General features: G+C 33.1%; 19 protein-coding genes. 4 read left to right on the plus strand and 15 right to left on the minus strand.

The annotated features are described in order from the left end of the window. Positions 1 to 290: 290 nt before the first annotated feature. The 11 genes from AAC024_RS08185 to AAC024_RS08235 form a co-directional block, all read right to left on the minus strand. Positions 291 to 527 (minus strand): DUF6095 family protein, encoded by a 237-nt coding sequence (locus tag AAC024_RS08185; protein WP_339894797.1) that lies wholly within the window; start codon positions 525 to 527, stop codon positions 291 to 293. Further along, on the minus strand, positions 511 to 1,332 hold the full coding sequence (gene murQ / locus AAC024_RS08190; protein ID WP_339894798.1) for an N-acetylmuramic acid 6-phosphate etherase: 822 nt from the start codon (positions 1,330 to 1,332) through the stop codon (positions 511 to 513). Before murQ ends, AAC024_RS08185 begins: the two co-directional genes overlap by 17 nt. A gap of 69 nt (positions 1,333 to 1,401) precedes the next feature. Next, on the minus strand, positions 1,402 to 2,217 hold the full coding sequence (locus tag AAC024_RS08195) for a DUF4249 domain-containing protein (RefSeq protein WP_339894799.1): 816 nt from the start codon (positions 2,215 to 2,217) through the stop codon (positions 1,402 to 1,404). 4 nt (positions 2,218 to 2,221) lie between these two features. Next, positions 2,222 to 4,597, minus strand: coding sequence for a TonB-dependent receptor (locus tag AAC024_RS08200; protein WP_339894800.1), 2,376 nt, complete (start codon positions 4,595 to 4,597; stop codon positions 2,222 to 2,224). A gap of 68 nt (positions 4,598 to 4,665) precedes the next feature. After that, a complete protein-coding gene (locus tag AAC024_RS08205) occupies positions 4,666 to 6,882 on the minus strand; it encodes an NADP-dependent isocitrate dehydrogenase (RefSeq protein WP_339894801.1) in 2,217 nt (738 codons plus the stop codon). A gap of 254 nt (positions 6,883 to 7,136) precedes the next feature. Next, entirely contained in the window at positions 7,137 to 8,255 is a 1,119-nt protein-coding gene (gene dnaN, locus AAC024_RS08210) for a DNA polymerase III subunit beta (protein WP_339894802.1), read from the minus strand. Between the two features lie 172 nt (positions 8,256 to 8,427). Continuing rightward, complete coding sequence (gldG, locus tag AAC024_RS08215; RefSeq protein WP_339894803.1) at positions 8,428 to 10,095, minus strand: gliding motility-associated ABC transporter substrate-binding protein GldG; 1,668 nt, start codon at positions 10,093 to 10,095, stop codon at positions 8,428 to 8,430. Then, complete coding sequence (locus tag AAC024_RS08220) at positions 10,088 to 10,573, minus strand: hypothetical protein (RefSeq protein WP_339894804.1); 486 nt, start codon at positions 10,571 to 10,573, stop codon at positions 10,088 to 10,090. Before AAC024_RS08220 ends, gldG begins: the two co-directional genes overlap by 8 nt. Then, positions 10,574 to 11,290, minus strand: coding sequence for a gliding motility-associated ABC transporter permease subunit GldF (gene gldF / locus AAC024_RS08225; RefSeq protein ID WP_339894805.1), 717 nt, complete (start codon positions 11,288 to 11,290; stop codon positions 10,574 to 10,576). A 72-nt stretch (positions 11,291 to 11,362) separates the two neighbouring features. Further along, a complete protein-coding gene (locus AAC024_RS08230) occupies positions 11,363 to 11,659 on the minus strand; it encodes an antibiotic biosynthesis monooxygenase family protein (protein ID WP_339894806.1) in 297 nt (98 codons plus the stop codon). 14 nt (positions 11,660 to 11,673) lie between these two features. Beyond that, positions 11,674 to 12,567 carry an SAM-dependent chlorinase/fluorinase gene (locus AAC024_RS08235; RefSeq protein WP_339894807.1) on the minus strand — a complete coding sequence of 298 codons (894 nt, stop codon included), beginning with the start codon at positions 12,565 to 12,567 and terminating at the stop codon, positions 11,674 to 11,676. A 248-nt stretch (positions 12,568 to 12,815) separates the two neighbouring features. Between AAC024_RS08235 and AAC024_RS08240 the strand changes: the two genes are divergently transcribed. Together AAC024_RS08240 and AAC024_RS08245 are read left to right on the plus strand one after the other, a co-directional pair. Then, positions 12,816 to 13,769: a PhoH family protein gene (locus AAC024_RS08240; RefSeq protein ID WP_339894808.1), complete on the plus strand. Its 954-nt coding sequence runs from the start codon at positions 12,816 to 12,818 to the stop codon at positions 13,767 to 13,769. Positions 13,770 to 14,237: 468 nt separating this feature from the next. Then, positions 14,238 to 15,194 (plus strand): phosphoribosylaminoimidazolesuccinocarboxamide synthase, encoded by a 957-nt coding sequence (locus AAC024_RS08245; RefSeq protein WP_339894809.1) that lies wholly within the window; start codon positions 14,238 to 14,240, stop codon positions 15,192 to 15,194. Between the two features lie 501 nt (positions 15,195 to 15,695). Here the strand turns inward: AAC024_RS08245 and AAC024_RS08250 are convergent. The 4 genes from AAC024_RS08250 to AAC024_RS08265 all read right to left on the minus strand — a co-directional run bounded on the left by AAC024_RS08250 (position 15,696) and on the right by AAC024_RS08265 (position 20,534). Then, positions 15,696 to 16,481: a carbonic anhydrase family protein gene (locus tag AAC024_RS08250; protein WP_339894810.1), complete on the minus strand. Its 786-nt coding sequence runs from the start codon at positions 16,479 to 16,481 to the stop codon at positions 15,696 to 15,698. A gap of 134 nt (positions 16,482 to 16,615) precedes the next feature. Then, entirely contained in the window at positions 16,616 to 18,988 is a 2,373-nt protein-coding gene (locus AAC024_RS08255; RefSeq protein ID WP_339894811.1) for a TonB-dependent receptor, read from the minus strand. 57 nt (positions 18,989 to 19,045) lie between these two features. Then, entirely contained in the window at positions 19,046 to 19,405 is a 360-nt protein-coding gene (locus tag AAC024_RS08260; RefSeq protein WP_339894812.1) for an RNA methyltransferase, read from the minus strand. A 1-nt stretch (position 19,406) separates the two neighbouring features. Further along, the gene (locus AAC024_RS08265) at positions 19,407 to 20,534 is read right to left on the minus strand and encodes a heparan-alpha-glucosaminide N-acetyltransferase domain-containing protein (RefSeq protein ID WP_339894813.1); all 1,128 of its coding nucleotides are present in this window, start codon (positions 20,532 to 20,534) and stop codon (positions 19,407 to 19,409) included. Between the two features lie 216 nt (positions 20,535 to 20,750). On the opposite strand from AAC024_RS08265, the gene AAC024_RS08270 reads away from it, so the two are divergent. Together AAC024_RS08270 and AAC024_RS08275 are read left to right on the plus strand one after the other, a co-directional pair. Next, a complete protein-coding gene (locus AAC024_RS08270) occupies positions 20,751 to 22,106 on the plus strand; it encodes an alanine/glycine:cation symporter family protein (RefSeq protein ID WP_339894814.1) in 1,356 nt (451 codons plus the stop codon). 244 nt (positions 22,107 to 22,350) lie between these two features. Next, a complete protein-coding gene (locus AAC024_RS08275) occupies positions 22,351 to 22,770 on the plus strand; it encodes a hypothetical protein (RefSeq protein WP_339894815.1) in 420 nt (139 codons plus the stop codon). Positions 22,771 to 22,808 lie beyond the last annotated feature (38 nt).

Here is a 22,808-nt window from a genome sequence, read left to right on the forward strand (position 1 = left end):
CATCACTACGCAATAATCAATTATATTTTTGATAGATTAGGAATTGTTGTTAATGATACCGAATTTGGATATAACCCTACTACTCCAAAACAAACGTCTTTAAACTAAGGCATATTATACCAATTTAACAGTCAGATGTCGCAAAAAACTTGTTTCTTTTTCTCCCATTTGTCGTCATAAAAAAGAACCGTAGCTAGGCTATGCTAAGTCCCGATAGCTATCGGGATTATTTCTTGACTGAACAAAAAATAATTCATATTTTTGAAACTACATTTAAAAATTAAATTGGGTTAATTCTTTTTAAACATACTGTCCATAATAGTGTTAATACCTTTAAATGCTAAGAATATTGCTAAACCACAAATAATTATTGCTAGTATTAAAATAGGAATGTATAAAGGTTTTTCTTGATTGGTTAATGCTATATAAACTAAGGTCGGGCCAAGAAACATAGCCCCTAAAGAAATCCCCATAGTTTTTAACCCTTTTGCAAGAATATTTCTATCTGTTTTATTTTCTTCCATCATTGTAATTTTGAACTGCTAAACGGACACTGCCAAATTCATTTAACAAATCTTCAGCTTCTTTTTGAGGGATCTTTAGTTCCGCCATAATCATTTTGGTGCCTCTATCAACCAATTTATTATTGCTTAATTGCATATCTACCATTTTGTTGCCTTTAATATGCCCCAACTGAATCATGGTAGATGTTGTTATCATATTCAGTACTAGTTTTTGAGCAGTTCCTGCTTTCATTCTAGAGCTACCAGTTACAAATTCTGGTCCTACAACAACTTCGATAGGATACTTTGAAACTTGACTTAAAGGACTATCCTTATTGCAAGTAATACAACCGGTAATTAAATTGTTTGCGTTACATTTTTCTAGGGCTGAAATAACATAAGGTGTGGTTCCTGAGGCTGCAATTCCAACAACAACATCATTTTGGTTAATATTGTATTCTTGTAAATCTTTCCAGCCTTGAGTTGTAGAATCTTCGGCAAATTCAACAGCTTTTCTTATGGCATAATCTCCACCAGCAATTAAACCTATAACTAAATTATGTGAAACTCCAAAAGTTGGAGGGCACTCTGACGCATCCAAAATTCCCAACCTACCACTTGTGCCAGCTCCCATGTAAAATAAACGACCACCACCTTTTAATTTTTCAATTATTTGATTTACTAAACCTTCAATTTGTGGTAATGCTTTTTCAACAGCATCAGGAACTGTTTTATCTTCTTTATTGATGTTTTCAAGCAATTCAAAAATGCTCATCTTTTCCAGATGATTGTGGTTAGAATCTTGCTCGGTAGTTTTAATGAAACTCATGATTCAAAAGTACATAAAAATTTAGTTGACATGATTCTATGTACGTAATTGTTTTTGTACGTATTTTATTTATTCAACAGTATAGGTAAAGACATCAGTTTCAGAAACTCTAAAATACCCCAGTGGGAAATTATCTGGGTTAGTTTGATTGATACAATTCCCTCTTACCGTTGCTGGTTGCGTTTCAAAAGGGTCGCCAGAATCCTCATCGTTTTGTTGCAATAGAATATGTAAAAACTCGTAAGTGCGTTTAGAAATACCAGAGTTTCTAATTAGCAGGAGGTCTCCAGTCTCTAAATCTTCATCAGAATAAAATGCAAATATTTGATTACCATCTGTAAACTCATCATCATAGACTTCAAGAGTTGAACTATTTCTATCTAGATCCAAAAACTCAAAGAGATAATAGTTTTCTATATTTTCAGGGTCTGTGTAAAAAGCCTTAATTTCTATTTCCTCACCTGAAAATCCACCATCATTTTTTTGTTCTATAGATTCAATTGGAACCACAGGTGTCATGGTTTCTGTAGCTATATAAGTCTCATTATTATAAAGGATGTTTAAATTATAAATTTCACCAATAACTGGTATAAAGTTTTCATTTTTATAAATGCCAGTGGTGGCTTCTTCAATAAAATTAAAGGTATTATTATTTGAATCTGAAATAGCCACATTAGCTCCTGTAGCGGGTGGAATACTATCATCAAAATATGGAGCAGTAAGACTAAGTTGGATTAATTGAGTGTTTCCATTTGTGCCTTTAATCCAATGGATGGACGCATCGATAACTAATCTAGGTTCAGCATTATTTACGTCAACATCAATAACATCCTCGCAAGAGATTAGTGTAAGAAGGATAAAAATGGTTTTAAATATTTTTTTCATAACCTTAAAGTTTAAAATTATAAGATATTGATGGTACAATTCCGAAAATGGCTAATCGAGTAGCTTCGTTTGAGCCTGTAATTTCGTTTTGTCCAAAAGATATTGTAGCTGCATTTCTTCTATTATACAGATTATAAATACCAAATACCCATTGGCTTCTCCAGCCTTTAGTTTTATTTGGTTTTGGCGTGTAGTTTAAAGATATGTCTAACCTGTGATATGCAGAAAGTCTATCAGAATTTCTACCACTATAATTAGGAATGTTTAGACCATTAAATTCATATTGCCCATTTGGAAAAGTTGCTGGTTGTCCTGTTTGAAATAGAAAATTGGTATTTATTTTCCATTTTTCATTCCAGTCATAACTTCCCGTAAATGAGATATCGTGCGTTTTATCAAAAGGAGTCTTGTACCATGCTCCATTATTTATACCTAATTCGGTTGCTGTTCTTCCTGGAGTTTGCTGTTCAGATTTAGAAAGGGTATAAGCTAACCAACCTTTAAATCGGCCTTCATTCTTTTTGAGAAAAATTTCCAATCCGTAAGCCCTGGATTTTCCGTTTAATATGACTTGCTCAATAGCATTATTTGCAATTAAATCAGCCCCATCAATATAATCTATTCTGTTTTTTACGGTTTTATAGAAGCTTTCAACTTCTAATGAATATTTGTTATTATTGAAATTTTTAAAATATCCAACCGCATATTGGTCGAGTAATTGTGGTTTTACATATTTGCCACTTGGTGTCCAAATATCTAATGGCGTAGGTGAGTTCGTATTTGAAAGTAGATGTAAATATTGACTCATCCTATTGTAACTCAATTTCACAGAACTCTCAGAATTTAGTTGATATGCTAAAGATGCTCTAGGTTCTAGGTTGTAAAAATTTTCAATAACATCACTTCGTTTGAATGTTTCAGTACCAATTGGTTCAGCTTTTTCATAAATTTGAAAATCTTCATTAAAAAGAACAGCTTGATTATTCTCATAAACATTTAATTCATCTTGCCCTAAACGATAGAAACTACTTAAGCGTAATCCATAAGATAATGCCAGTTTATCTGAAACTTTATGTTCGACATCTAAATAAATAGCATTTTCAAATGCATATTTATCAATAAGCTTAAAAGGGTTTATTCCTGAAGATTCCACAGTAGGTTTTATTTCACCTGGATTAAACTTATAATAAATACTATTTAACCCATATTGAAGTTTTATTTTATCCGTTAGATAATGTTTAAAATCATACTTTAAATTGAAGTTTTGAATTCCAGAAACCCAATCAAATTCAACAAAATTTAATTTTAAATCGTAATAATAATCAGAATAGATTATAGATAAGTTGGAGAATAATTTATCTGAAAATAAATGATTCCATCTGAAGTTTAAAACGGAATTACCATAGGTGTTTTCAAAAGTATCTTCAATTCTAAATACATCTCTACCGAAGTATCCAGAAAGATAAATATTGTTTCGCTCGTTTAATTTATAACTTAATTTAGTATTTAAATCATAGAAGTAAGCAATGTTATTTATATCAAATAGTGGTAAAAATAAATGCGCATAACTTGATCTGCCTCCCAATAAAAAAGATCCTTTATCTTTTTTAAGAGGACCTTCAATAAGTAATCTGCTTGACACAATACCAACTCCTCCATTGGCATGAAATTCTTTGCTATTCCCTTCTTTTTGATAGATATCTAAAACAGAAGAAACGCGACCACCATAACGTGCAGGAATCCCACCTTTGTAAAGTCTTAAATCTTTGATAGCATCTGGATTAAAAACGGAAAAGAAACCAAATAAGTGTGATGAATTATAAATAATAGCTTCATCTAAAAGGATAAGATTCTGGTCTGCTGCTCCACCACGAACGTTAAATCCAGAAGCACCTTCTCCAGCATTAGTAACACCAGGAAGTAGCGTTATGGCTTTAATGATATCAGATTCACCAAGTACCACCGGAATATCTTTAATCGTAGCAGAGGTGAGTTTATTTACACTCATTTGTGGGGTTCTAATATTGAGTTTTTCAACATTTTCTGTAATAACGACTTCATCTAAACTTTCTATAGCATCTGTTAAACTAAACTTTTTTGAGATGTCTTCTGAAAGACTAATAGTTTCTGATATTGTGGAATACCCCAAATAGCTAATAACAATATTATAAGTGCCTTCAGGTAATGTTATGGAATAGAAGCCATATTCGTTGGTAGTTGTACCGGCAGATATTTCTGGAAAAATAATGTTAACTCCAATAAGGGTTTCGTTACTTTTTTCTTCAGAAATGGTTCCACTCAATGTGAATTTTTCTTGTGCGTTAAGTGGGAGTATTGTGAAACAAAATGCACAAAGAATCCATAAAAAGGGGTTCTTCATCTAATAGCTTTTTTTATAAAAGTATAAAAAAGCTGCTAAAAAGGAGCTTTTTGAAGTTTATATTAATATTATAATAATCTTAAAATAGCATTAAAGGTCTCACTTGGTCTCATTACTTGATTAATAAGTGCTTCATTAGGCTCATAATAACCTCCAAGATCTGTAGCTTTACCTTGAATATCATTTAATTCTTTTATAATTGCTTCTTCATTATCGGCTAATTGTTTAGCAATTGGCGCAAATTCAGCTTTTAAAGCTTCATCTATATTTTGATTAGCTAATTCCTGAGCCCAATACATGGCTAAGTAAAAGTGACTCCCTCTATTATCTAATTCACCAACTTTTCTAGAAGGTCCTTTTCTGTTCTCTAATAATTTATCAGTGGCATCATCTAAAGTTTCGCCTAAAATCTTTGCTTTTTCATTTTTGTTAACTTCACTAAAATGTTCTAAAGAAACCGCCAAAGCTAAATATTCACCTAAAGAATCCCAACGTAAATGGTTTTCTTCAAGTAATTGTTGTACGTGCTTTGGAGCAGAACCACCAGCACCAGTTTCAAATAATCCACCACCATTCATTAACGGGACAATGGATAACATTTTTGCGCTTGTACCAACTTCCAGTATGGGGAACAAATCTGTTAAATAATCTCTTAACACATTTCCTGAAACTGAAATAGTGTCTTTTCCATTTTTCAATCTTTCGCATGTAAAAAGCGTAGCTTCAATGGGTGATAAGATTCTTAAATCTAACCCAGATGTATCGTAATCTTTTAAATATGTGTTTATTTTTTTAATTAATTCAGCATCATGGGCTCTGTTTTTATCTAACCAGAAAACCGCAGGTGTTTGAGAAGCTCTTGCTCGTGTAACCGCTAGTTTTACCCAATCTTGAATTGGTGCATCTTTAGTTTGACACATTCTCCAGATATCTCCAGTTTCAACAGTATGTTCAATTAATGTATTGCCAGAAGTATCAATAACGCTAACAGTCCCATTAGAAGCTATTTCAAACGTTTTATCATGGGAGCCATATTCTTCAGCCTTTTGAGCCATTAGTCCAACATTAGGAACAGTACCCATTGTTGTAGGATCGAAAGCGCCATTCTTTTTACAGAAATCTATGGTTGCTGAATAAATTCCTGCATAACTACTATCAGGAATTACTGCTTTGGTATCTTCCAATTTGCCATCGGCATTCCACATTTGCCCAGATGTACGAATCATTGCAGGCATAGAAGCATCAATAATAACATCACTCGGGACATGCAGGTTTGTAATACCTTTATCGCTGTTTACCATAGCAATTGCTGGTCCATTTTTAAATGCAGCATCAATGTCTGCTTGTATTTCTTTACGTTTAGCTTCTGGTAAATTTTGAATTTTTTCAACTAGATTTCCAAAACCATTATTTACATCCACACCAATTTCATCTAATGTTTCAGCATGCTTAGTAAATACGTTTTTGAAAAACACTTTAACGGCATGACCAAATATAATAGGGTCGCTTACTTTCATCATGGTAGCTTTCATGTGTAATGAAAACAATACATTAGTTGCTTTAGCGTCTGCTATTTGCTCTTCAAAAAAGTGTATTAAGTCTTTTTTGCTTAATACCGTGGCATCAATTATTTCTCCTTTTAATAAAGCCAAAGAATCTTTTAAAATAATAGTTGTACCATCGCTATCAGTATGAACAATTTTTATGCTAGTAGCATCATCTAAGGTTACTGATTTTTCATTATGAGCAAAATCATTAGCTTCCATAGTAGCTACATGTGTTTTAGAATCGCTAGACCACGCTCCCATAGAATGTGGGTTCTTTTTAGCATAATTCTTAACTGCTTTAGGCGCACGTCTATCTGAATTACCTTCACGTAAAACAGGATTTACAGCACTACCTTTTATTTTATCATAGCGTATTTTAATATCTTTTTCAGCATCAGTTTTAGCCTCATTTGGATAATCAGGAATATTAAAACCTTTAGATTGTAATTCTTTAATAGCGTCTTTTAATTGTGGAAGAGAAGCACTAATGTTTGGTAATTTTACAATATTTGCGTCTGGTTTTTTTGCTAATTCACCAAGTATAGCTAAATCGTCAGTAACACGTTGGTCTTCATTTAAAAAATCTGGAAATACAGATAAAATTCTTGCGGCTAATGAAATATCTTTAGTTTCAATATTAATGCCAGAAGACTTAACAAATGCTTGTACTATGGGTAATAAGGAACGTGTTGCTAAAGCCGGAGCTTCATCGGTTTTAGTATAAATGATTTTTGACATTGGTGTCGTTTTGTGTTGAATTATTATTTGGCTATATAATGAAAACGAATGACGATAACGTTTTCGCGGTGCGAATATACAAAAATTGACTTTTAAAAATGTTTAATTATTTAGGACATACTGTTTTTTTTTGATAAAGTCAAGCATTAGCCTTTAACCGATAAAAAAAAACAGCAACCCATTTAAAGATTACTGCTTTTATATCATGAGATTCCCACCAGAGTTTATCTCGAGCGCAGTCGAGAGGCAGGAATTTAATTATTCAACATCACCGGCATCACCAACATCGTAATATGCTCACCTTCATCAAGTCCATCAACAGGCGTTAAAATACCTGCTCTATTAGGCATACTCATTTCTAACTGTACTTCATCAGAAGTTAAATTATTCAACATCTCCGTTAAAAAACGCGAGTTAAAACCAATTTGCATATCGTCACCTTGATAATCACAAGTTAAACGCTCTTCGGCTTTATTACTATAATCAATATCTTCAGCAGAAATATTAAGTTCTGCACCAGCAATTTTCAAACGAATTTGATGAGTCGTTTTGTTAGAGAAAATACTAACACGACGCACAGAATTCAAAAACTGATTTCTATCAATTACTAATTTATTTGGATTCTCTTTCGGTATAACCGCTTCGTAGTTCGGGTATTTTCCATCAATTAATCTACAAATTAACTCAGAGTTTTCAAATGTAAACTTAGCGTTGCTTTCATTGTATTCAATTGTGATATCATTTTCACTAGCGGCCAAAATACCTTTTAAAAGATTCAATGGTTTTTTGGGCATTATAAACTCAGCAACTTGATTTGCTTTTACATCTGTACGCGTATATTTTACTAATTTATGCGCATCAGTAGCAACAAACGTTAAGCCTTCTGTAGAAAACTGAAAAAATACACCACTCATCACAGGGCGCAAATCATCATTTCCAGCAGCAAAAATGGTTTTGCTAATAGCGGTTGCTAAAACATCGCCAGTTATTACAGTTTTACTTGGGTCTTCAAGCGCTACAGCTTTCGGAAATTCGTTTCCATCGGCGTAAGCCAAAGCATATTTACCGTGATTAGAGCTAATTTCAACCGTGTTATTGTCTTCAACAACAAAAGTTAATGGTTGCTCCGGAAAGGTTTTTAAAGTATCTAATAACAAGCGTGCAGGAATGGCAACACTACCTTTACTGTCACTTTCAACATCTAAAGTTGAAGCCATGGTTGTTTCTAAATCACTTGCAGAAACGGTAAGTTGGCTGTGATCTAATTCAAATAAAAAATTATCCAAAATAGGCAACGTGTTCGAGCTATTAATAACGCCACCTAAAACCTGTAACTGTTTTAATAAATAAGTACTTGATACTATAAATTTCATTTGTTAGTTTATATTTTCTTTAAAGGTCACATGTAACATTTATATTATAATACATATTCAAAAAATGTATCTGAGCATAAATGTTTCATCTAAAAGCTTAGTTTTAATTGTAATTCTACTACTTACAAATATATTCCAAACTCTCTATATTAGGAAACAAACTTATTAACATTTAAGAAGCGTATTTTTTCTTTCTTAGGTAGTTGAAAACAAAACCAAAAACGCCAAGTAATACTAGTGGTAATAAGATGTTTATAAGTTGCCACTTGGTTTTCTCTGAATTTATTTTTTCTTGATTTAGGAAGGCAACAGCAATTTCTTTAGATCGAATGTTTATAAGTCCGTTATCATCCAATAAGTAATTAACCGCATTCAGTAAAAATTCTTTGTTGCCATAAGTTTGTCCCGTCCATCTATCAAAGCCTAATTCTTGTGGTACGTTTCTAGTCACATCATTTTTTATGACATCCCCATCAGCTATCACAATCATTTTCGTAGGAATGCTTTTATTTTGAGCTTTTTGAAGTTTAAAAGGCTTTACGCGATTGCTATAAACCGAATTAAATTCGCCTTCTAATAACACAGCAAGCGATTGATTGCCTTTATCAAATGTTTGTGGGTTTTGTTCTTGGGTTACCAACTCTAAACTCACTTCTTTAGGAGTGCCTTCTAATTTTGTTAAAGGTGCCGTTTCAAGAAGAATGGTTTTATCAATATTATTTTTTAAGGTGTCAATCTGGTTAGCAAAATCAAATTTCACTAAATTCAAATTATTAACAATAGGGTGCTTACTGCTCGAACCCGCTAAAGGCGAATACGGCCATTTTAAATGTTGAAATTGAGACTGACTTCCTTCACCCATAGCCAAAGTAATAGGAGCAGAGTATAGAGTACTTACCATATAAGGATTAATACGAATACCATATTTGAAAAAGAAATCGGTTAAATTTAAATCTCTACTCACAGCATAATTTGTTCCTGTAGCATTGTACAAGCTATCTTTTTCCATAGCTACGGCATCAATTAACCAAAGGCTTTTACCACCGTTCATGGTATATTGATCTAAAACTAGTTTTTCTTCTTCAGTAAACGCTTCCGTAGGTTTTGCAGAAATAATTAAATCAAAACGGTTAATACTTTTAAGTGTGCTTTGTGGGTTTGATGCAACACTATCCAAAGTGAATGGTGCGATATAATAATAAGCGCCTAGTGTTTTAACAAAGGTAGCAATGTACTTATCTTCCAATTGCTTGTTGCCCTTTAAAATAGCAATCTTACGTCGCTTTGGGTTTGTGAGTTGGCTAAAACCATCCGCAAAAGCATATTCCAAATTTTGCACAGAATTACTAACTAATTCCTGCTGAGAGGCTCCAATTTTATTTTTTACTAAGGGAATAACAACGGTTTGTTCATTATAACTTGCCAAAGCATAAGGAAAAATAACGGCTTGTGTAGATTTTCCGCTTTCTTGAACACTTAATTGCATAGGTGTTAATCCACGTTGTGTGAGTTGTTGAATATTACGCTCTCGTGTAGATTCGTCTTCTAACGGATTAATAAAATTGAAAACGATATTGCCATTTACAGCAGCAAACTCTTCCAATAACTGTTTGGTTTCGTTTTGAAGTCGTCTAAACTCAGAAGGGAAATCTTCGCCTTCTAAAAACACATCTATAACAATTGGAGATTCAATAGCCTCAATGATTTGTGTAGCAGATTCACTTAAAGTATAGCGTTTATCAGCAGTTAAATCAAAACGTTTGTATAAATTACCGCTTATAAAGTTAATCGCAACTACAGCGATAACGAGAATTAATATGTGTTTTATATTTTTATTCAAAGGCTTTTTCTAATTGATAAGGTCTTACCGATTCAACACTATTATTTTTAAATTGAAGTTCTAAACATTCTTGCATAGCATTAAATGCGCCTGGTACAAACCCCATATTGTAATGCCATTTTTCTTTCGAATAAGCTTTCAAGCTTTCATCCCATCCAAACCATTCTGGTTTCCCTAAAAGGGCTTCAATATTATTTTTATTTTTTCCTATTAATAAGCTATCCGTAATTATTTGATTAGCCATTTCGTAGCGTAAGGCAGGTTTCTCTTCCCAAGCTTCAGCATCAAAGTATTTTTCATGATGATAGCTACTAAAAATGTTTAGCATTGGGTAAAATAAATAAAAATAAACAATAGGCGTTAATGCCAAACTTACTATAAGCGTCAGCCATTTGCGTTTATCAATAGTATTTATAAATAGCCAAACCACAACAAATACAATAACTAGAAAAAAAACAAATAAAGGCGTTACTATCATTTACTTCGCTTTGTTAATATTTAGTTTGGTTAGCATTAAAAAGAATACCGTAATACTTAAAAAATAAATAATATCTCGCGTATCTAAAACGCCACGACTCATACTTTTATAATGTGTACTCATACCTAATTGTTCTACAAAATCACTTGACAGATACTCCGCAATACCTTCAAAACCAATATAAAAGATGAAACAGATAAAGACAGCACTGATGAATGCCACAATTTGATTATCTGATAAAGTCGAAGCAAACACGCCAATAGCCGTATAAGCTGCCACTAAAAACAGCAAGCCAAAATAAGAACCTAAAGTGCTACCCATATCTAAATTACCAATAGGATTGCCTAATTGATAAATGGTGTAAACGTAAAGTAAAGTGGGTATAAGCGCGATTAAAATTAAAATAAGCGCTCCAAAATATTTTCCTAAAACAATGTTGAAATGCGAAATAGGTTTCGTTAATAATAACTCCAAAGTACCTTGTTTTTTTTCATCTGAAAAACTACGCATAGTTACCGCAGGAATCAAGAAAATCAAAATCCATGGTGCCAATAAAAAGAATGATGATAAATCAGCAAACCCATAATCAAGAATATTAAACTCGCCTTTAAAGAGCCAAAGGAATAGCCCGTTTAAAACTAAAAATATAGCGATAACCAAATACCCAATTGGTGAGGCAAAAAATGAGTTTATTTCTTTTTTAAGTATTGCTAACATTTGTTTTTTTACTGTTTACTGCGACTGCGACTGCGACTGCGACTGCGACTGCGACTGTGACTGAATACTGTTTTACTCAAGCGTTGCCATTTTATCAACACTCCAAGCTTCTGGTTTTATACTAAAAAGTGGTTTTACCTTACTCCAAACAGCTTTGAATAATTCAGACTCTCTATAGTTATCTAAAGCTTCTTCAGATTCCCAATAACTATAAGTAAAGAAAATACTTGGGTCATTTTTATCTCTATATAATTCTAAAAATCCACAACCATCAAAAGCTCTAATTCTAGTTTTGGTGTCTTCAAAATTTTGAAGAAACACTTCAATATTCTGTTTGTAAAACCCCATTTTAACTATTCTTACTAGCATAAATTGTCTTTAAATTAATAATCGGCAGCTTTGGTTGCATTTTGCGGAATTTCAGCACCTTTAGGAACAACTGGTTTTGGTATAAAGTTAATACTCACGGCATCCATTAAGCCTAAACCTAAAAGGGTTGATGCACTACCAACCGTTGTGCTATTACTTTTATAAACAGCAATTTCTAAAAAATTACCAGAATTAAAAACCACGAGTTTTCTACCTTCATCTTGCCGTTTGTTTTCTGGAATTTCAAAATTTACAATATCGCTGTATTTATTATGTATTTTCTTGAACGTGTAATTACGTGCCGAAATTTCAAAATCACGTCCTTTTTGTATCGTTTCAAAAAACTGGCGCTTAATATTAGTAACTACATTACCGTAATTATCAATGTAAAGAATGTTACCAACAATTTGGGTTTTGTCATCATTAACATAAGGCACAATGTTTTTCATTGGTTTTATCTCAGAAATAGGTTTTCCAATAACTTCTAAAGTGCCACCACGAGCAATATGGCAAGCCACTTTTACAAACACATCCAAAACAGGAAAACTAGTTTGTATTTTATCATGAATATTAATTTCAACAATTTTTTCAGGAGCTATTTCAGAGCAAATCATACTCATAATACCATTATTGGCACAAATAAAGTAATGATCGTCTAACTTGAGTGCTATATGTTTGTTATCAGGATTTATCTCAGAATCAATCCCGATGATATGAATCGTTCCTTTCGGAAAACTATTATATGCATTTTGAATTATATAAGCCGCTTCCGGAATATTAAACGGTGAAACAGAATGTGAGATATCAACAATTTTAACATCGGGCAGTTCACTGTAGATAGCGCCTTTTGTAGCGCCAGCAAAGTAATCTTTTTCACCAAAGTCGGTTGTTAATGTTATGATTGCCATTGGCAAATTGTTGATATGTTTTTAATGTTAACTCACTCAAAATTATTAAATTTGAGTTTCACAAAAATGTGATACAAACCTACATAAATTTTCGTTTTAGTTTTTATATTTTAAATGAAAAATGTTGGTTCATGAAGTCTTATTTAATAAAAATGCGACATATTGAATAAAACTAATAAATCATTTCATCTAAGTAAACATTATTTCAATATTTTATACTTGTTAATCACTAAACTAATAACACGCTTTTGAACGAAATTATTATTGAACTAGAAGAAATAACTCCAAAAGAATTTTTTGGAGCTCAAAATGCCAACATAGAACTTCTTAAAAAGTACTTCCCAAAATTAAAAATTGTAGCACGCGGTAATAAAATTAAAGCCTTTGGTGATGAAGAATTGCTAGAGGAATTTGATAGACGTATCACTATGCTTTTAAAACACTTTGCGAAGTATAATAAGTTAGATGAAAACGCTATAGAGCGTGTGTTAACAAGCCAAAGTAGTGATGATTATACAACATCAACAGCAAGTGGCGAAGTGATTGTGCATGGCGTTGGCGGAAAAAAGATTAAAGCGCAAACGGCAAACCAGCGCAAAATGGTAGAACTTATGCGTAAAAACGATATGGTTTTTGCGATTGGACCTGCAGGAACTGGTAAAACCTATACGGGCGTAGCGTTGGCGGTTCAAGCCTTAAAAAATAAAGAAGTAAAGCGCATTATTTTAACCCGTCCAGCAGTAGAAGCAGGGGAGAACCTTGGGTTTTTACCAGGCGATTTAAAAGAAAAGTTAGATCCCTACATGCAGCCACTTTATGATGCGTTGCGAGATATGATTGCTCCCGAAAAATTAGCAAGTTATATAGAAAAGGGCACCATACAAATTGCGCCATTGGCATTTATGCGTGGGCGTACTTTAGATAATGCTTTTGTGATTCTTGACGAAGGACAAAACACAACGCATGCCCAAATGAAAATGTTTTTAACCCGTATGGGCAAGCATGCTAAGTTTTTATTAACCGGCGATCCTGGGCAAATAGATTTACCACGTCGTACCATTTCAGGCTTAAAAGAAGCCTTGTTAATTTTAAAGAATGTAGAAGGCGTAGGCATGATCTTTTTAGACGATAAAGACGTCATTCGTCACAAACTCGTTAAAAAGGTCATAGCGGCTTATAAAAATATAGAAAACGTAGATTAAACAGTTTACAGTGTTCAGTCGCAGTTTTCAGTAAAGTAGAAATATCAACATAAAATGTCACATTGAACATTATCGATAGCAAAATATATTTTGATTGAAGATACGAAGCGCAGCTTGACGAAACGTCTTAAAAAGAATTAAAATATTTAGAAGCTATGTCCCGCTTTCCGCTATATCTTTTCATGTGCTGATCTTGGTTCAGTATCTCATAAAAGTAGTATAATTGTAAAATTTTAGTTATAATTAATCTAGTGGAAAACACATAAAAAGGATGCCGCATCAATCGGGGCTAGGGCTTTTTAGATAAAAATTATAAAACGTCATTGCGAATAAATCGATAAATTTGTAGCCTGTACTGAGCGCAGTCGAAGTGAGATTAAAAATAAAATAACAGAAAACAAGCTTTGCGCCTTTGCGCCTTTGCGAGATAAAAAAATTAGTGAATTTCCCGAAAAATCGGAACAGGCCATGGCAAAAACAAACAACACCATAATCGATACCAATTTCAATTTCCCAAACCAAAAAAGTGTTTACAAAGGAAAAGTAAGAGAAGTCTATAATATCAACGACCAAGAATTAGTCATGGTGGCAACAGATCGTCTTTCAGCCTTCGATGTAGTGATGCCAAAAGGGATTCCATACAAAGGGCAAATCCTGAACCAAATCGCTACCAAAATGATGGCAGCCACTCAAGATTTAGTTCCCAATTGGTTAACCGCAACCCCAGACCCAAATGTGGCTGTGGGGCATTTATGTGAACCCTTTAAAGTAGAAATGGTAATTCGTGGCTATATGTCTGGTCATGCTGCACGCGAGTATAAAGCGGGCAAACGCATGCTTTGTGGCGTTGCCTTGCCAGAAGGCATGAAAGAGAATGATAAGTTCCCAGAACCTATTATTACGCCAGCAACCAAAGCAGAAATGGGCGACCATGACGAAGATATTTCTCGTGAAGACATCCTAAAACGTGGTATCGTATCAGAAGCCGATTATGTGGTTTTAGAAGATTATACCCGTAAATTATTTCAACGTGGTTCTGAAATTGCAGCCTCAAGAGGCTTAATTTTAGTAGATACTAAATACGAATTTGGAAAAACAAAAGACGGACAAATTGTTTTGATTGACGAAATACACACCCCAGATTCTTCACGTTATTTTTATGCCGATGGTTACCAAGAGCGTCAAGATAAAGGTGAAACCCAAAAGCAACTCTCTAAGGAGTTTGTACGCCAATGGTTAATAGCCAATAATTTTCAAGGCTTAGAAGGACAAACCGTGCCTTTTATGAGCGATAAATACATTGAAACAGTTAGCGAGCGCTATATCGAACTTTACGAAAACATTACAGGCGAAACTTTTATAAAGGCAGATGTGAGTAATATTCAAGAGCGTATTGAAGCGAATGTTTTGGAATATTTGAAGTAGAATCATAGAGAACCTATTATCATATATAAAAGTCTTTGCCGTAAGCAAGGTCTTTTTTATTGCGCCATTTTTTCTTAAGAAGTTGAATTTTTTATGTTCCTCAAAGTCGGGAGACTTTGAGGAACACTAAATTTTATGATAGGACGTCGTTTTAATAATTTATATCAGACGCTACTGAAACAAGTTCAGCACAAGTAAGCAAAGTTAAAATTTTAAAATTGAATAGTCAATATTCACTTCAATAAGTGAAAGAAAAGTTATCAACTTTTAATAGTTAATAATATAGCTTCTTAACCTAATCTGCGCAAAGTCTCCCGACTTTGTGGCAAACATTAAAATTTATTATATCAAGCTATTTCCAATTTTTTAATATCAAATCAATCGACTGCTGCGAGCGTAATAAAAAGGATTTTCTATGAAGTTATTTTTGTTGTTTATGTTTGTGCTCCTCAAAGTCGGGAGACTTTGCGGAGCGGGACTTTGCGGAGCGGTATTTAAAAATTAATAATTAAGCTTAACAACCCGTTCATTCAAAGGCTGCTCATTCCTATAATTATTAATCGGCATATTATTTCTAAGCTTTAAAACCTCTTCAACTGATAAAATAATTGGTTCTTTAAACACAATCCAGTTGACACCTTCAGAACACGGTGGTGTGGTTAATGAACCGCCATAAGAGTAATAATGTTTGTCTTCTAAAAATAAGCTTGATAAATCTATGTTTTGATGAATGTCTTTGGTTGCGCCATTTTCAATAGGTAAAAAGCTTTCAAAAAACTCAAAGAGTTGGCTTTCCTCGCCTTCTTCACCTAAAATACCTAATACGGTAATGCTGCCAGATTTGCTAAGGTGTACTAAGTGCATTTCAATAGGGTAAATAACGCCGTTTATTTTATGCTCTGCGGGTTCGTGAAAATGGATTTGCTTTAAATAATACGTTTCGTTTTTGTACTTTATAGAATCGCCAGCCTCAAAATCAAACTGAATGGAGTGTCCGTTATTTTCCACTTCGCTTAAAAGTGTTGTTGGTGTATATTGAATTTTTAAATCGCCTTTAATTTTTACAGAATCGGCGTCCTTATTAATAATGTTTATGGGCGATTGATGTTTACCATCACAATCGGAATTTTTTTCGATTTCTATCCAATGTTCTGGTGAGGTTTCACCGGAATAACTCCAGTGATGTGCATTTTCGGTTTCTGTAGCATGGGCTGTTTTAGGTGTTTGTTTGCAAGACACCACAGCTAATAAAATAGTTAAAAAAAGGAAACGAAGTTTCGTATTCATAATATGGTAATTTGTAAATTTTGATGCTGCAAAATTACTAATCTCACAGAGTCAAAAAGCTTACTTTTGTCATGTTTTGAAAATCTTTTGGAAGATTTATTAACTATTTTGATTTATCTAAATTTAAAAAAGGGCTAGCGCCTACGTTGTCCTGAAAATTCCATAGCCTCACCTTTGCCAAAACCATAGCTAATTCCAAAGGTTACAAAACGCCCGCGTTGCCTGCTATTAAACAAATAAAATTCGGGTTGCGTAGTAGTTGTTTGGTCTATTCTTGACGCAAAAATATCGCGAATACTTAAGTTTAAAATAACTTTTCCTTTAAGAATTTTTTTTCTTAAACCAAGGTCTGCAAAAAGATTATCAGAAATTTCACTTTGAACAGTTTCAAATTTAGACCTGTAATCGCCCGAGATTTCTAAATCAAATTCAGCAGGAAGTTTAAATTTAGTGGTTAGGCTAGTGGCCCATTGATTGCCTTTAAAATCAAAATTAATGGTTTCAAAAAAACCTTTTCTAGAAAAATAATTAATATTAAAATCACCATGTATTGAAAACCATTTAGAAGGCGCATATTTTCCATTGGCTTCAAAACCTGTGGTTGTATTTGTGCCCACATTTTCTGGTCTAGAAGTACTTACATTATCTTCAAAAGTTGAAATACGCTCAACAACGTCAATGGTATATCGGTTATATAAACTAAAATTTAATGAGGCTTTACCAATTTTATGAATGCTGGTAACCTCGTAAGAATCTGTGTATTCTGGTTCTAAATCTGGATTTCCAGTAGAGATGCTAAAATTGTTTCGAATGTTTGAAAACGGATTTAATTCTCTTAAACCTGGTCTTCTAATTCTTTTTGAGTAACCAGCTTGTAACGAAAAATTATCATTCACTTTATAGGATGTATGAATACTAGGAAACAAGTTGGTGTAATCATCTTCATTGCGTTCATTAGTGGTTTCCAACAAGGTACTGAGATTCGTGTTTTCTAGTCTAACACCAAGTTTAAGCCCCCATGTATCACCTTCGTAAGCAACGGTTGTATAAACACCTAAAACCTTTTGATCAAAATCAAAAATATTCGTTAAATCTGGGTTGTTAATCCAATCACCATTTACAAAATCGCTTACAGCAAAATCGTTAGATACGCTATTTATAACATATTGTGAGCCTGTTTCTATGGTGTATTTTTCTAAAAACGGATGTGTGTAGTCTAATTTAAATGTATAATCTTCTAATGTGTAATCGGTTCTTGTTTTCTGTTGAAAATTGTCATCATCACCAATAACCGTATTGTTTTCAAAGTCTGAAAATTGGTCTTTACGAAAAGAACTTCCTAAAGCGCTAAACAATAAACTTTGTTCTTTATGTCTTTTGAAATTCTTCTTATACTGTAATTCGTAACGTAATTTGGGGTTATCAGCTTCTGTTTTTTCATCACGAAGCCAACTATTAGTAATCGAATTTGAAGCGTCTTTTCGATTGAAGTTTGTTTTTGAAAACTGGTCCTCTACTTCATAAGCATAAGAGCCAGATAGGGTTACAACATTATTATCGTTTAGATGATAATCGGCTCCAATAAGGATGTTGCTAAATTTCTCATCAAACTCACTGTCTCCATAACTCGTAATAGTTGTATTATTTATTAAATCTTGGTTTATAGATTTTCGTTCAGTGGGGTAAGTACGAATTCCAAAACCTAACTGACTAAACAGATTAAATTTTTCGGTACGTTTGTTAATACTTAACCCAAAGCTGTTGCTATTGGGAACGCCAACATTTAAAGTTGTCGACCCATTGATACCTCGTTTTTCTGATTTTTTAATAATAATATTGATGATTCCTGAAGTGCCTTCTGCATCATATTTTGCTGAAGGGTTCGTAATAACTTCTACTTGTTCAATCATATCTGCAGTAATACTTCCTAGGGCATTGCCATCTGCACTAACAAGAACGGATGGTTTTCCGTTGATAAGTATTTGCACACCTTGACTGCCTCGTAAACTAACATCGCCTTCAATACTCACATTTACTGAGGGGATATTGTTTAAAACTTCTAAGGAGCTAGCACCAGTAGAACTTAAATCTTTACCAACATGAAACACCCGTTTATCCAGCCGGAATTCTGTTCGAGATTTTTCAGCACGAATAACAACTTCATCTAAAGCTTGATTGTCTTCAGATAATATGATGGTTTGTAAGTCGATTTTATTTTTTAGAATTCTAAAATCCTTGAATGTCTTTGTTTTAAAACCAATAAAACTAACTTCAATATAGAAATCTGTCTCACTCGTTTTTAAGGAAAAGGTACCGTTTTGAGACGTAATCGTTCCTGTTAAAGGTTTTTTAGAATCGTTGTCTAATAGGGATATGGTTGCATACTCTACAGGCAGATTATTGTTGCTTTCTAAAACTTTCCCAGTAATAATAACTTGTGTATTTTGAGCTGAAACAACACTTAATCCGAAGCATAAGAGACAAACTAAAACTAACTTATTGTGCATGAATTGGTAAAAAAAATAGTTAACATATAAACAACAAAGATATATTTAAAGACTGAATTATTTTTTTTTACTTGCTTTAGCCATAGGATTAAAAGCTAAACATAAGTCTAACCAATAGGATAAATCAGCTTCATTATCAAAACCATCGGGAGTTACAAAAATATAACCTTTCATGGGGCGACCTGTAAAATCCATAGGAAGACATTCTGGTTTTTTAAGTTCATCTAAATAAACCAATTCACCAATACGTGCCATGAGTAAGCTATCGCCATATTTTTTATCAAGATGGATGCCACAAAGCATTTTGTTATCCACCTTAAAGCATAAACCGCCCATCATTTTGAGTTCAGAGAAAGCAGTCTGTTTATCTTTTAACTGTCTTCGTATTCTATCTGCTAAATATTCATCGTAAGCCATACTAATTGTTTTTAAATGTATCTATTATTTTTCGTGTTAAATTATAAACAATCGCATTAGTTTTAGCGTAATGGAATGATATAAAACAAACTACAATCATAAATAATACAGCTCCTAAAATTACAGTTGTAGGTTCTAACGAATTACTTAAAAACTTGTTTAATCCATAGCCTGTAAAACTTCCGTAAAGCAATACAAAATGAATGACATAAATGGATAAGGTTTTTTCACCTATTCTTGCAATTAAAGATTGTTTTAAAAAACGTTCTAAGGCATAAAAACCCCCAAATAAAATTAATACATCACCAAGTCTAGTAAATAGATAATTATAGTCAGCACTCATTTTTAATAATTCAATATTTGTAATATAACTAAGTGTTGTAAGAAACCATGATGAATAATAAATGAGAAAACTACCAACTATAAAAAAAGTAATGACAGTTAATACATTAAAGCGATCTCGGTGTACGTGTCTAAAAAACACAGTAGAAATAAAGGCGCCAAAAGCCGAATACCCAAACCATGGTAAAATAGTAAATACAGAACCATTAGCTTTGGTTATATAATTAGCAATGATTATTGGAACGTGTTCTAAAGTCAAGTTTCTGTAAAGCGGTTCAGTAACAAAAGAAATACATCCTATTACAAAAAGAACCGTTGAAAAAATATAACTATGTTTTTTAAATTGGATATGTAAACCAACTAAAAAAATTAGTGATAAACCAATACACTGGAGCACATCAACTACAAAAAAATAGGAACTAAAATGGCCAGAGAGCCAGCTGAAAACATTCATGCGCAAACTATAGCCAATGGCAAGAAGTAGTAAACCTCTGAATAACTCTTTTTTGATTCTGGGCTTATCATCGCCTTTAGCATAAGCACGTAGTAGTAAATAGGCAAATACTAAACCTGAAATTGTAAAAAAAGTAGGAGCTGTAATCCCTCTAAAATACGACCAAATTGTATAAGCTGTGTTGGAATAATCTTTATAAACTGGTGCCAATAAAGTATCTATAAAATGACCTTGAAGCATCATTAATATAGCAAATGCTCTAACGGCATCTATAAAATATAAGCGATTAGATTGCGCCATAAGTTGGTTTGCTAATGTGATACCATTTCTCATTTAAAATAATTATAATAAAACCCCCTTTTTTTACTTTCTGCTTCAGTAGAAAAATAGACCATAACTATTGCTATGCTATATTTTTAAACTTTGCATAAAACAAAAAATCATCATTTTATTTTATAATAATTTTAATTAAGAACTGGGATAAATATACTTTTAAATATTTGAAACAGAATGTTTGTAAAGTGATATATTTATAAAATCATAATAAGTATGGAGCAACTCATTAAAACCTTTTCAGATTATGCATGGGGAATCCCTTTAGTAGTTTTACTTATTGGTGGTGGTTTGTATCTTTTAATTTTATCAAGATTTTTGCCATTTCGTTATATTGGTCACGCTATTCAAGTGTTACGAGGGAAATATGACGACCCAAATGACCCTGGGCAAATTTCACATTTTAAAGCTTTAACAACAGCTCTGTCTTCTACCATCGGTATGGGGAATATTGCAGGAGTAGCAGTAGCCATTTCAATTGGTGGGCCGGGAGCGATGTTCTGGATGTGGGTAAGTGCTATAGTTGGTATGTCTACCAAATTTTTCACATCTACACTAGCTATTATGTATCGCGGGAAGGATAGTGCAGGCGAGTTACAAGGAGGACCCATGTATTTTATTACTGAGGGCTTGGGTAAATCTTGGAAATCTTTAGCTATAATGTTTAGTCTTTTTGGCATGATTGGGGCATTGCCAGTTGTAAATGCCAATCAGTTAACACAAGCCATAAATGATATTGTATTAATCCCAAACGGTGTGGAAGTAGGGTTAAAATCTAATTTAATAATCGCTTTTGTATTAGTTTCGATGACTTCAGTAATCATTATAGGTGGATTAAAACGTATTAGTAATGCGGCATCTAAAATGGTGCCTTCTATGGTATTATTATACTTTGTTTTAGTGCTATTTATTTTGATTTCTAATTATGAAGTGGTTCCAAAATACTTCGTGATGATTTTTACAGATGCATTTTCTGCAGAACATTTTAAAGGTGAAAAATTGCTTGGTGGAGTCCTCGGTGCTTTGATTCTTTTAGGAATTCGTAGAGGTGCGTTTTCAAATGAAGCGGGAATTGGTACGGCGCCCATGGCACATGGTGCCGCAAAAACCGATGAGCCTGTTCGTGAAGGTTTAGTGGCTATGTTAGGGCCTGCGATAGATACTTTGATGGTTTGTACGCTAACGGCTTTAGCTATTCTGGTTACAGGTGTTTGGGAAACCACGTCTGATAATGGTGTGAGCTTAACGGCTTCGGCATTTAATCATGCCATGCCAGGATATGGTGCTTATTTACTAATGATTTGTGTGTTAATATTCAGTGTGTCTTCATTGTTTTCTTATGCCTATTATGGTAGCAAATGTTTGTCGTTTTTAATTGGTGCAGATAAGAAACATTATTATAATTATATATACATTATTAGTATCATATTGGCAGTAACAACGCCGTTTAGTATGATGCTAAACTTAATTGATGGGGTGTTTGCGCTTATGGCAATTCCAACCATGATTTCTACTTTAATTCTCGCTCCAAGAGTTGTAAAAGAGGCTAAATCTTATTTTAAACGACTATAATACCAAATAAACTTTAAAATGATGGGTTAAATTCGTTTCTATTTCCTTTATACCTGACTACCGGCAGGCGGGTTTCAATATAAAATAGAACCGTAACTAATGCTATGCTTATATTTTCTATCTTATCTAAAGAAAATATAATTTTAATTTACCATCAATAATTTTAAAATTCATTTGGTATAAATCAACTTATACTCTTGTATAATTCTTGCTAAATTGATATATTTATGCTAAATACATATATATGACTATAGATTTATGTCCAAATTGTGGTTCAGACCATTTTGTTAAAAGCGGAATCGTTAGCAATAGGCAGCGGTATAAGTGTAAAAAATGCAACTATTTTTTCTCTGTCAATAAGATAGGAAAGAAAATAGATGATTATTATGTAAACAAGTCACTTCAGTTGTATTTAGAGGGATTAACTTACCGCGAGATAGAACGAATTTTGGGGGTGTCTCATGTTAGTATAATGAATTGGGTAAAGAAGTATAATATAAAGCGTCCGTATAATTCCAATTACCACCCGACATATAAAATTTTAAACACTACAGAACTAGGCAATTACTTTCAAAATGCGGATAATATCAAGGGCGCTGGGGTTGTAGTTACGGAGCTTGGAGACAAGTTTATGCTTATAAAATGGGAACGTTTTAAGGAATAGATATAGTAAGTTTACAATTATATATATAGTTTTTTATT

Source organism: uncultured Algibacter sp., assembly GCF_963976535.1.
In the GTDB taxonomy this organism is placed as follows: Bacteria; Bacteroidota; Bacteroidia; order Flavobacteriales; family Flavobacteriaceae; genus Algibacter_B.